Genomic DNA, 10,839 nt, shown 5'->3' with positions numbered 1-10,839 from the left:
GACATAGGGGCACCCCCCCCAGCGGCGCCGACGCCGGCGCACCTGGCAGGCTCTGGACCGCCCGGAGCGACTCCGCCGGCCATGGCGACCCCGGAGCCGCCCCCGGAACAGACCGGAGTGCATGTGATGCCCTCCCGAGCGCGGGAACAGACCGTGCAGCCCGTGACGGGTTCGAGGTCCACTCCGTCACTCGCTACGGCACCGGCGTCGGCCCACTCCGCGTCTCCGGACACCGGCCCTCACGCCCTCGCGAGGCGGCCGGCCTCCGCACGGATGACCACGCGCCTCGTCCCCGCACGCACCTCGGCGTCGACCGGCGGTGGCAATGCGAGCCCCGGCGGTGGAAATGCGAGCCCCGGCGGTGGCGATCCGGGCCCCGGCGGGCGGCGCGGACCCGGGTGGGCGGAGGACGAAAGTCCTCCCGCCGCGTGACCAATGGCGTGGCCTTCCGCTCCCCAACAGTGGCAGGCTCGTAGTTGGCAAGACTCATGCCATGTGACGGGTGTCACCGAATCAGTTTTCAGAAGGGGTGGCTTTACACCCTTCCTACAACTGGCGAATTTAATATGTGCAATTGCACCACTCGGCGGGAGCGCCCCGAGGAACCCCGGCAGACCCCGTACCGGCCCCCGGGAAGGCGAGGCGCAACGCCTCACACAGAGTCCGGCACGCGCGCAGGAGACCCGTCCGGAGCCAACCGGACGCCCGGTTTCCAGTGGCGGATCGCGGACAGGAGCCAAGGTGACGACGAGGTTTCCACGTCGGCCGCGCGGACAAAAAAAGATCGCGCTGGACCCGGCGGAGTCCAGCGCGATCTCATGACGGAACCCGTATGGCACAGGTATGGCGCCCGTTGGGGCGGGCGCCCGTCATATGGAGCTATGGGTGGGCTATGTGGGTTGGGGGACCCAAAAGCCCAGTTGTGACGCGGCGACAGGGGTATGTCAGGCCTCGCTGCGCTGCTGCGGAATACCCGCAAGCAGTGCGCGGACCTCTGCCTCGCGGTACCGGCGATGTCCACCGAGCGTGCGGATGGACGTGAGCTTGCCTGCCTTGGCCCAACGGGTAACCGTCTTCGGGTCCACGCGGAACATCGTGGCAACCTCAGCCGGGGTCAGCAGCGGCTCGGCATCAGGGGTGCGAGCGGTCATGAGCGGCCTCCTCGGGAGAACCGAACCATCTCGGTTCTTTCCTCTAAATTCTGCACCTTGACCCGCGTTGCCCGAAATGGCGGACGCGGGCCGAGTCGGTTATAGGACGAACGGCTTGTCCTCGGCACTACAACTACACCATCCGTCCAGCCACGTCGGCCAAACCGATGGAATTGCCCTCCCAGGTGTTCATCAGCGACGGAAGCCGATGGACCATGCCATAGCGGACAGTCACACCACCGTGACGATCAGTCACAGAGCGATCAGGAGTCATCAGACCCCCCATAGAGTGCAATGCTGAGCATTCCACCCTTACTTGGACGGAAGGAGCCCTCCCTGGACTCCTTGTCCTATTTTGGCACGAGGAGTAGGGAAGGACGCAAGGGCCCCGTAAGTGCTATCCATCACGCTTGAGGCAAAGGCCCGGTTCGGGACGTAGGTCCCGAGACCGCTGAGGTACCGTTCCGCCTCTTCACCCTCACGTGTCACACGGGTCACAGGTTCATGGCTCGTCAGTTCGATCGTCAGTTCGCGAACTGGCGGTCCCTCACGGCCCGCCAGCGCTCCGCGAGACGCGCGTAAGCCTCGCTCGCCCTCTCGGCGTCCCCGGCACCCAGCGCCGCGATGCCCTCGGCCACGTCGGCGGCACTCCGGTCCGCCGCGAGCTGCTTCGGCGGCAGGGCGTGCACCAGCCCCCCGTAGTCCAGCTCCACGAGCGCCCGCGGATGGAACTCCTCGAGCCACCGCCCGACGTCCACCAGGCCCTCGGTCAGCGGACCGTCGTCCATGGAGTCCCGCAGCGTCTTCAGCCCCCGCGCCAGCCTCCGCCGCGCCTGGACCATCGGCGTCCGGTACCGCAGCAGGGGCGGCTCACCGTCCTCGCCCGCCTCCCGGTACTCACGCTCCTCGTCCGAGAACAGGACGAACCACCGCACCGGGACCTGCCACACCGCGGTCCTGATCCACGGCCGGGCATCCGGATTCCGCTCCGCCCACCGCTCGTGGTCGGCCACGGCCTGCCCGCGCACCACCGGCGGCAGCACCGCGTCGAGCACAGCACCGGGAAACATGTCCGTCAGCCCGTCCAGCGCCAGCCACCCGCGCAGCCGCGTCCGCCACGGACAGACGCACACCACGCCGTCCACCTCGGCGACGAACGCGTCGGCACTCTCGTGCGCCGGCACGCCGACCGGCGGGGTCGCCGCCAAGTCCGCCAGGGACCGGCGCAGTTCGTCCTGGGCCGTGGGGATCCGCTCACGGCCCGCGTAGCGGGCCCAGTGAGCACGTTCGGCCGCCGGGAAAGCCGCCAGTGGCTCGTACACCCGGAGGTAGGACGCGTAAGGGACGAGCACCGAAGACACCACCGACATGCAGCGATCGTGTCACGCCCGTACTCCTGTAGGGGGTGATCCTCGGCACTGGAACAGATCTACGTCCGCCGAGGACTTACGCTCTTGCCCGGACGGACCGGCCGTGCCGGTCCGCCAGGACCTTCCCCACCTTCAGGAGGGTCTTCCCGCCGCTTCGTACTTGGGAGTCACCACAGTGACCGATGTGACCAACGGCGTCCTGCACACCCTGTTCCACTCGGATCAGGGGGGCCACGAACAAGTCGTGCTCTGCCAGGACCGTGCCAGCGGCCTCAAGGCCGTCATCGCCCTCCACTCCACCGCTCTGGGCCCGGCCCTCGGCGGCACCCGTTTCTACCCGTACGCCTCCGAGGAGGAGGCGGTCGCGGACGCGCTGAACCTCGCGCGCGGCATGTCGTACAAGAACGCCATGGCCGGTCTCGACCACGGTGGCGGCAAGGCCGTCATCATCGGTGACCCCGAGCAGATCAAGACCGAGGAACTCCTGCTGGCCTACGGCCGCTTCGTGGCCTCGCTCGGCGGGCGTTATGTGACGGCCTGCGATGTCGGCACGTACGTCGCCGACATGGACGTCGTGGCCCGCGAGTGCCGCTGGACCACCGGCCGCTCCCCCGAGAACGGCGGCGCCGGCGACTCCTCCGTGCTCACCGCGTTCGGCGTCTTCCAGGGCATGCGGGCCTCGGCACAGCACCTCTGGGGCGACCCGACGCTGCGTGGCCGGAAAGTGGGGGTCGCGGGTGTCGGCAAGGTGGGGCACCACCTCGTCGAGCACCTCCTGTCGGACGGCGCCGAGGTCGTGATCACCGATGTGCGGGACGAGTCCGTGCGCCGGATCACCGAGAAGCACCCCGAGGTCGCCGTCGCGGCGGACACCGAGGCTCTGATCCGTACCGAGGGCCTGGACATCTACGCACCGTGCGCGCTGGGCGGCGCTCTCAACGACGACTCCGTTCCGGTGCTCACCGCCTCGGTGGTGTGCGGCGCGGCCAACAACCAGCTCGCGCACCCGGGCGTCGAGAAGGACCTGGCCGACCGGTCGATCCTGTACGCCCCCGACTACGTGGTGAACGCGGGCGGTGTCATCCAGGTCGCGGACGAGCTGCACGGATTCGACTTCGACCGGTGCAAGGCGAAGGCGTCGAAGATCTTCGACACGACCTTGGCGATCTTTGCACGAGCGAAGGATGACGGCATCCCGCCGGCCGCCGCGGCCGACCGGATCGCCGAGCAGCGGATGGCCGAAGCCCGCCGCGGCTGACCGCGCGGCCGACCACGAAGGTGACCGCGCGGGGGCCCCTGTGGGGCGTCATCCCCGCGCACGGCACAGCGACCCGCCGACCGGCGAGACAAGACTCACTCCGGTCGGCGGGTCGCATGCCAATATGAGGTTAAAATCGCAGTTGACCAGCGAGGACGAGCTCCTCGCGGGTCCTCTTCCGAGGCACGTGATGCGGGCGGCGTACCGTATGGCCGCGGAAGCAGGTACCGTTAAAGCACAGGTACGGCCTCTCTACCGAGAGTCCGTCCTGAAACATGAACGCGTGTCAAGACTCTGGGGCCGTCGAGCCCCGTCACCGAGGGGGTCGAGCCATGGGGCGCGGCCGGGCAAAGGCCAAGCAGACCAAGGTCGCCCGTCAGCTGAAGTACAGCAGCGGCGGGACTGACCTGTCGCGTCTGGCCAATGAGCTGGGCGCATCACCTTCGAGTCAACCACCGAACGCCGAGCCGTTCGAGGATGACGACGAGGAAGATGACCCGTACGCACAGTACGCGGATCAGTACAACGACGACGAGGACGCGGACCAGGACGATCAGTCCGGTCCGTCGTCACAGCGCCGCGGCGCTTGACCTCGCGCTGACACATCAACCCGGTCCGGGCTCGTCCCGGACCGGGTTCTGTGCTGTCCCGGTCCGGAACGGGCGACGCTCTCGGCCGCTGCGGGCGACTCGGGGATCATGCCCATAGCGTTCGGACGGTATGCCCGGCGTGCATGCCCATGGCGTTCGGACGGGCCCGCCGCCCCATGTCCACGACGCTCGGACGGCACCCTCGTGCATGTCCATGACGTTCGAACGGGCGCTGCCGTGGGCCGTGAGGTCCGGGCCCCGGCCGTGGGTGTCCGGGCGGGCCTCCACGGCCCGCCCGCCGCCACCTGGGGGCATCCTGCGCACCCGGACTCAGCGCGCGTACCCGCCCACGAGCTCAGCGCCTGTCGTGTGCGCTCCGCGGTCGGTGATCTCGCCCGCGACCCACGAGTCGACGCCGCGGTCGGCCAGCGTCGTCAGGGCCGCGTCCACCGACTCGGCGGGGACGATCGCGATCATGCCGACGCCCATGTTGAGCGTCTTCTCCAACTCCAGCTGCTCGACCTGGCCGGCCTTGCCGACGAGGTCGAAGACCGCGCCGGGCGTCCAGGTGGAGCGGTCCACCGTCGCGTGCAGGGAGTCCGGGATGACCCGGGCCAGGTTGTTGGCCAGACCGCCACCGGTGACGTGGCTGAAGCCGTGCACCTCGGTCGTACGGGTCAGCGCCAGACAGTCCAGGGAGTAGATCCTGGTCGGCTCCAGGAGCTCCTCGCCGAGCGTCCGGCCGAACTCCTCGACCTGGCGGTCCAGTGTCCATCCGGCCCGGTCGAAGACGACGTGGCGGACGAGCGAGTACCCGTTGGAGTGAAGACCGGACGACGCCATCGCGATGACGGCGTCACCCTTGCGGATGCGGTCCGGGCCCAGCAGACGGTCGGCCTCGACCACGCCCGTACCGGCGCCGGCGACATCGAAGTCGTCCGGGCCGAGCAGGCCGGGGTGTTCGGCGGTCTCGCCGCCGACCAGGGCGCAGCCGGCCAGCACACAGCCTTCGGCGATGCCCTTCACGATGGCCGCGACACGCTCGGGATGCACCTTGCCGACGCAGATGTAGTCGGTCATGAAGAGCGGCTCGGCACCGCAGACGACGAGGTCGTCCACGACCATGCCGACGAGGTCGTGGCCGATCGTGTCGTACACACCCATCTGGCGGGCGAGGTCGACCTTCGTACCGACGCCGTCCGTGGCGGAGGCGAGCAGCGGACGCTCGTAGCGCTTGAGTGCCGAGGCGTCGAAGAGCCCGGCGAAGCCGCCGAGACCGCCGAGGCCCGCGACCTCGGGGCGCTGCGTCTTCTTCACCCACTCCTTCATCAGCTCTACGGCACGGTCGCCGGCCTCGATGTCGACGCCCGCTGCCGCGTAGGAAGCACCTGTTGTCTCAGACATTGCCTGGGATCTTTCGTGTGGAAATACGGGGCTGGTGGGAAGGCTGCCGAGCGGTCCGGGTCACGGACGGCGCAGCGCGTCGGCCGCGGCCGTCGCCGCAGGGCCTGCCGCCAGCTCGGTCTCCAGCAGCTGCTTGCCGAGCAGCTCCGGGTCCGGAAGCTCCATCGGGTACTCGCCGTCGAAGCAGGCGCGGCACAGGTTCGGCTTGTCGATCGTCGTCGCCTCGATCATCGCGTCGATCGAGATGTACGAGAGCGAGTCGGCCCCCATCGACGTGGCGATCTCGTCGACGGACATGCCGTTGGCGATCAGCTCGGCGCGGGTGGCGAAGTCGATACCGAAGAAGCAGGGCCACTTCACCGGCGGGGACGAGATCCGGATGTGGATCTCGGCGGCGCCGGCCTCGCGAAGCATCCGGACGAGTGCGCGCTGGGTGTTGCCGCGGACGATCGAGTCGTCGACGACCACCAGTCGCTTGCCCTTGATGACTTCCTTGAGCGGGTTCAGCTTGAGGCGGATGCCGAGCTGCCGGATGGTCTGGGACGGCTGGATGAAGGTCCGGCCGACGTAGGCGTTCTTCACCAGTCCGGCGCCGAACGGGATACCACTGGCCTCCGCGTAACCGATCGCGGCGGGAGTGCCGGATTCCGGTGTCGCTATGACCAGATCGGCCTCGACCGGGGCCTCGGCTGCCAGCCTGCGGCCCATCTCCACCCGGGAGAGGTAGACGTTGCGCCCGGCGATGTCGGTGTCGGGGCGGGCCAGGTAGACGTACTCGAAAACGCAGCCCTTGGGCTTCGCTTCTGCGAACCGTGAGGTGCGCAGGCCGTTCTCGTCGATGGCGACGAGCTCGCCCGGCTCGATCTCACGGACGAAACTGGCGCCGCAGATGTCGAGGGCGGCGGACTCGGAGGCCACCACCCAGCCGCGTTCCAGCCGGCCGAGGACCAGCGGGCGGATGCCCTGCGGGTCACGGGCCGCATAAAGGGTGTGCTCATCCATGAAGACGAGGGAGAAGGCACCCCGCACCTCGGGAAGCACCTTGGCGGCAGCCTCCTCGATGGTGAGCGGCTTACCGTCGTCGTCGGTCTGGCCGGCGAGCAGAGCGGTCACCAGGTCGGTGTCGTTGGTCGCTGCGACCTGGGTGGCACGGCCGTCCTTGCGCGGAAGGTCGGCGACCATCTCGGCGAGCTGGGCAGTGTTGACCAGGTTGCCGTTGTGGCCCAGGGCGATCGAGCCGTGCGCGGTCGCACGGAACGTCGGCTGCGCGTTCTCCCACACCGAGGCACCGGTGGTGGAGTAGCGGGCATGACCGACCGCGATATGGCCCTGGAGCGATCCCAGAGACGTTTCGTCGAAGACCTGCGAGACCAGTCCCATGTCCTTGAAGACCAGGATCTGGGACCCGTTGCTCACTGCGATGCCCGCGGACTCCTGTCCACGGTGCTGCAGGGCATACAGTCCGAAATAGGTGAGCTTGGCGACCTCTTCACCCGGAGCCCAGACACCGAAGACGCCGCAAGCGTCCTGGGGGCCTTTCTCTCCGGGGAGCAGGTCGTGGTTGAGTCGTCCATCACCACGAGGCACGCCACCGAGTGTAGGCGAGATCGACCACTGGTCCGAATTGGGGACGCCCCGCCGGACTGCGGAAGAAGCGCCCTCGGAACCCCCTCCGCAGCCGCACCGAAGGGTGACGCGGAGTGATCGCCACCGGAGGGCGAACGACGGGCCGCAGCCTCCTCGGGGCAGTCGCCGCCCGGATCAACGGCGGGTTACCGACGGGTTCCGGCCACGACACCGATAGGTGGTCGGGCCGGTTCATGGCCCTCCGTGAGGAGCCCCGTCACAGCCTCCCGCGGGGTGGCCGAACGCTCGTTTCGTGGTGAGCCTCACATCGGGCGTCCGCCGGGGCGACCGGTATGCGGCTTCTGGTGGCGCCCGAAGAGGTCCTTGCGCAAGCCCGGGAAGCCGTCGGCCGGCCGCGGGGACCGTCCGGAGTGCGAGACCGGCGTTGACAGGCGCATGCCTCGTTGGCAGGCTCCTGCCTCATGCAGCCCCTCGGTGATCATTCGGTCACGCTCGTGGAGCGCCGTCACGTCGATCTGGGACGTGTCTCGAGCGCCATCTGTCGCCACGCCTGAGTCACCGGCGCGCGCGAGGGCTCTCGCATCTCCTCCTCACCTTGTTCTCTCGTTGTCTCGTTATCCCGTCTGTCACGCTCTCGCGCCTGTCGCGTTCTCGCGCTCGTCTCGCTCTCGCGCCTGTCTCGCTCTCCCGTTGTCGCGCCCTTCCGCTCTCTCGCTTTCCACGGGCACGCTGTACGGCTTGGGCCTGATGGGTCTGATGGGTCTGGCAAGCCTGACGGCGTGATGGCCTGATGGGCCCGACGGCCTGATGAACCTGACGGGCTTCGTGAACGCGGGCCTTCGAGGCGCCCCCTGAGACTTCGTGCGCCACATACGCCGCCTGCACTCTTTGCGCGTTCGCAACTCGCCATCCGGCCCGGCAACGTGTCCGGCGACCCGCAGCCGGTCCCGTACGCCTCCACACCCGCACCCGTTTCGGTACACGCCTCCACACCCGCACCCGCACCCGTTTCGGTACACGCCGCCGACGAGCGGGCCGGCCCCCTTCGCCTTGCCGCCCTGCGCGGCCGAGTCCTGCCCTGGAGCAGTCATGCCTCTTCGCAACTCGAACACCAGTTCCGGAAATCCATTGACGCGGCGCGCCTTCGGAACGGCTGTGGGCGCCACGGCCGCGACCGCCGCGGTGGGCCTGCCTGCCGCGGCTACCGCCGCCGCACCGACGGAGACCGCCACGCACGAGCAGCCCTTCCGGGCGGCCCGGGGCCGGCACTCGAGGCGGCCCAACATCCTCTTCATCCTCGGGGACGACCTAGGCTGGGCCGACCTCTCCTCCTACGGGTCGCCGGACATCCGCACCCCGAACCTGGACCGGCTCGGCCGACAGGGCGTGCGGTTCACCGACGCCTACGCCGGGTCCGCGACCTGCTCACCGACCCGGTTCAGCCTGTACACCGGCCGCTATCCCGGGCGCACGAAGGGCGGTCTCGCCGAACCCATCGCAGACCGCTCGGTCGGTCTCGACCCCACCCATCCGACCCTCGCCTCGCTGCTGCGCGGCGCCGGTTACGCGACCGCGCTGATCGGGAAGTGGCACTGCGGCTACCTCCCGGACTACAGCCCGACCAAGTCCGGCTGGGACGAGTTCTTCGGCAACTTCGGCGGGGCTCTGGAGTACTACTCGAAGCTCGGTCTCGGCGGCGAGTACGACCTCTACGAGGGCGATGCCGAGTACAAGGACCTGCGGTACTACACCCGCATCCTCACCGAGCGGGCGAGCGAGTACGTACAGCGCGACCACGACAAGCCATGGCTGCTGAACCTGAACTTCACCACCCCCCACTGGCCCTGGATCGCCGAGGGGGACACGGCCGAGAGCGCCGAGATCGTGCGGAAGATCAAGGAGGGCGGTCTCGGGGGACTCTTCCACGCCGATGGGGGCTCACTCGCCAAGTACAAGGAGATGGTCGAGGACCTGGACCGGTCGGTCGGCGAGGTGCTGAAGGCGCTGAAGCGGTCCGGCCAGGAGGAGGACACGCTGGTCTTCTTCGCCAGCGACAACGGCGGCGAGCGCTTCTCGTACCAGTGGCCTCTCTCCGGCAACAAGAGCTCCCTCCAGGAGGGCGGCATCCGGGTCCCTGCCGTACTGCGCTGGCCGGCCAGGATCGATCCGCACCAGGTGAGCGACCTGCCGCTGTTCTCTCCCGACTGGACGGCGACGCTGCTGGAACTGGGCGGAGCTCGGCCCGACCCGGCCTACCCGCTGGACGGCATCAGCCTGGCCGGTTACCTCCTGCGTGGCGAGCAGCCGAAGGAACGGAACCTGTTCTGGCGCGTACGCGGGGAGCGGGCGCTGCGACGCGGCGACTGGAAGTACTACCGGGGCAACGGCGGGGCTGATCAGCTCTTCAACCTGGCACACGACCAGCGGGAGCAGGCCGACCGGGCCACCGCCGAGCCGGAGCTCCTGTCCGAGCTCCGAGCGGCCTGGGAGCGGACGGACGCCGGACTGCTGCCCTACCCGAAGGCCTCCTGACCCCCTGTCGCTGCTGCCCTTTCCCTACCCTTCCGACCCCTCCTCCTTCGTCTCCGGAGCCGAGGCCGCGAGTCCCTTGCCGTCCGGTGCGGTGAGGGACAGCGTGTGGTGGGTGATCGCATAGGCCGTCCGTTTCCCGTCGAGCACGTCGAGCAGGGCGCGCTCCAGCCGCATCTCGGGGTCCGGGCACATCTTGCGGGTGGTGACGAGTCGGCCGAAGGCGATAGCGGTGCCGGAGACGTCCGCGGTGCCGCGGAAGCTGTTGCAACCGAGGACACCCTGGACGGTGCCGTCCTTGCCGAATGTGAGGTGCGCCTTGTTCGCCGTACCCGCGGGCAGGGACGAGGCGATGGAGCCGGAGACCAGGGTCGTGATCCGCCAGCGCGTTCCGGTGAGTGGGGCCGGGGGCCGTGCGGTGAGCGCTATGGTGCCGCCCTTCGCCCCAGTCAGGGTGATGCTGTCGTCCTTGGCCGCGACGGTGAGCTTGCCGCTGAAGGCCTGTGAGAGCAGGACCTCGAACTGCTGGATGTCCGGCTCGCATCCCATCTCGGTGGTCGTGCCGGACTCGACGGTGAGCGTGTCGCCGTCGAGCCGGGCCTCGGCCGTGAACCGGTTGCAGCCGTAGCTCCCGCTCGCCCGCCCTTTGGCGTCGAATTCGACATGGGCCCCGGCCGGGGCCACAGAACGCTTCCCACCGGCTGTCACCGATTCGATGTCCCAGCGGGTGCCGGTGAGCGGCGCGCCGCTCCGCACTGTGCCACTGCCGCCACTGCCGTCACCGCCGTCGCTGCCGCCACTGCCGTCACTGGCGTCGGAAGCAGAACCGTGGCCGGAGCCGGAGCCGTGGCCGGACCCGGCCCCCGGCTCCGTACCGCAGGCGGCAAGGGCGAGAAGGGCCAGGACGCTGACAGCCAGGCTTTGACGGTGCATGGCCATGGGACGGCCGG

General features: G+C 69.1%; 9 protein-coding genes. 4 read left to right on the top strand and 5 right to left on the bottom strand.

Features of this window, described 5'->3' with window-relative positions; all coding sequences use genetic code 11:
- Positions 1-944 precede the first annotated feature (944 nt).
- Both bldC and JGS39_RS11360 read right to left on the bottom strand, forming a co-directional pair.
- Complete coding sequence (gene bldC, locus JGS39_RS11365; RefSeq protein ID WP_003949541.1) at positions 945-1,151, bottom strand: developmental transcriptional regulator BldC; 207 nt, start codon at positions 1,149-1,151, stop codon at positions 945-947.
- Between the two features lie 524 nt (positions 1,152-1,675).
- Positions 1,676-2,521, bottom strand: coding sequence for a DUF8083 family protein (locus tag JGS39_RS11360; RefSeq protein WP_219568715.1), 846 nt, complete (start codon positions 2,519-2,521; stop codon positions 1,676-1,678).
- A 175-nt stretch (positions 2,522-2,696) separates the two neighbouring features.
- Here JGS39_RS11360 and JGS39_RS11355 point away from each other — a divergent pair, with 175 nt between their 5' ends.
- Together JGS39_RS11355 and JGS39_RS11350 are read left to right on the top strand one after the other, a co-directional pair.
- Positions 2,697-3,779 carry a Leu/Phe/Val dehydrogenase gene (locus tag JGS39_RS11355; RefSeq protein ID WP_219568714.1) on the top strand — a complete coding sequence of 361 codons (1,083 nt, stop codon included), beginning with the start codon at positions 2,697-2,699 and terminating at the stop codon, positions 3,777-3,779.
- A gap of 332 nt (positions 3,780-4,111) precedes the next feature.
- Positions 4,112-4,369, top strand: coding sequence for a DUF3073 domain-containing protein (locus JGS39_RS11350; RefSeq protein ID WP_219568713.1), 258 nt, complete (start codon positions 4,112-4,114; stop codon positions 4,367-4,369).
- 330 nt (positions 4,370-4,699) lie between these two features.
- Here JGS39_RS11350 and purM read toward each other — a convergent pair whose 3' ends face one another.
- Together purM and purF are read right to left on the bottom strand one after the other, a co-directional pair.
- A complete protein-coding gene (gene purM / locus JGS39_RS11345; RefSeq protein ID WP_219568712.1) occupies positions 4,700-5,773 on the bottom strand; it encodes a phosphoribosylformylglycinamidine cyclo-ligase in 1,074 nt (357 codons plus the stop codon).
- 60 nt (positions 5,774-5,833) lie between these two features.
- Complete coding sequence (gene purF, locus JGS39_RS11340) at positions 5,834-7,360, bottom strand: amidophosphoribosyltransferase (protein WP_219568711.1); 1,527 nt, start codon at positions 7,358-7,360, stop codon at positions 5,834-5,836.
- Between the two features lie 461 nt (positions 7,361-7,821).
- Between purF and JGS39_RS41875 the strand changes: the two genes are divergently transcribed.
- Positions 7,822-7,914: a putative leader peptide gene (locus tag JGS39_RS41875; protein WP_356741706.1), complete on the top strand. Its 93-nt coding sequence runs from the start codon at positions 7,822-7,824 to the stop codon at positions 7,912-7,914.
- Positions 7,915-8,449: 535 nt separating this feature from the next.
- Complete coding sequence (locus JGS39_RS11335) at positions 8,450-9,892, top strand: sulfatase family protein (protein WP_219568710.1); 1,443 nt, start codon at positions 8,450-8,452, stop codon at positions 9,890-9,892.
- A gap of 24 nt (positions 9,893-9,916) precedes the next feature.
- Here the strand turns inward: JGS39_RS11335 and JGS39_RS11330 are convergent, their stop codons facing one another.
- Positions 9,917-10,822, bottom strand: coding sequence for an META domain-containing protein (locus tag JGS39_RS11330; RefSeq protein WP_219568709.1), 906 nt, complete (start codon positions 10,820-10,822; stop codon positions 9,917-9,919).
- Between the last annotated feature and the right edge of the window lie 17 nt (positions 10,823-10,839).

The sequence above is a fragment of the Streptomyces poriferorum genome (assembly GCF_019399235.1).
GTDB lineage: Bacteria > Actinomycetota > Actinomycetes > Streptomycetales > Streptomycetaceae > Streptomyces > Streptomyces poriferorum.
Note: the sequence above shows the minus strand (reverse complement) of the source record. Positions and strands in the feature narration are given on the sequence as shown.

What these genes read in the sequence shown, in the direction of transcription:
- bldC (WP_003949541.1), bottom strand. Translation starts at nt 1,151, where the DNA reads ATGACCGCTCGCACCCCTGATGCCGAGCCGCTGCTGACCCCGGCTGAG.
- JGS39_RS11360 (WP_219568715.1), bottom strand. Translation starts at nt 2,521, where the DNA reads ATGTCGGTGGTGTCTTCGGTGCTCGTCCCTTACGCGTCCTACCTCCGG.
- JGS39_RS11350 (WP_219568713.1), top strand. Translation starts at nt 4,112, where the DNA reads ATGGGGCGCGGCCGGGCAAAGGCCAAGCAGACCAAGGTCGCCCGTCAG.
- purM (WP_219568712.1), bottom strand. Translation starts at nt 5,773, where the DNA reads ATGTCTGAGACAACAGGTGCTTCCTACGCGGCAGCGGGCGTCGACATC.
- JGS39_RS41875 (WP_356741706.1), top strand. Translation starts at nt 7,822, where the DNA reads ATGCAGCCCCTCGGTGATCATTCGGTCACGCTCGTGGAGCGCCGTCAC.
- JGS39_RS11335 (WP_219568710.1), top strand. Translation starts at nt 8,450, where the DNA reads ATGCCTCTTCGCAACTCGAACACCAGTTCCGGAAATCCATTGACGCGG.
- JGS39_RS11330 (WP_219568709.1), bottom strand. Translation starts at nt 10,822, where the DNA reads ATGCACCGTCAAAGCCTGGCTGTCAGCGTCCTGGCCCTTCTCGCCCTT.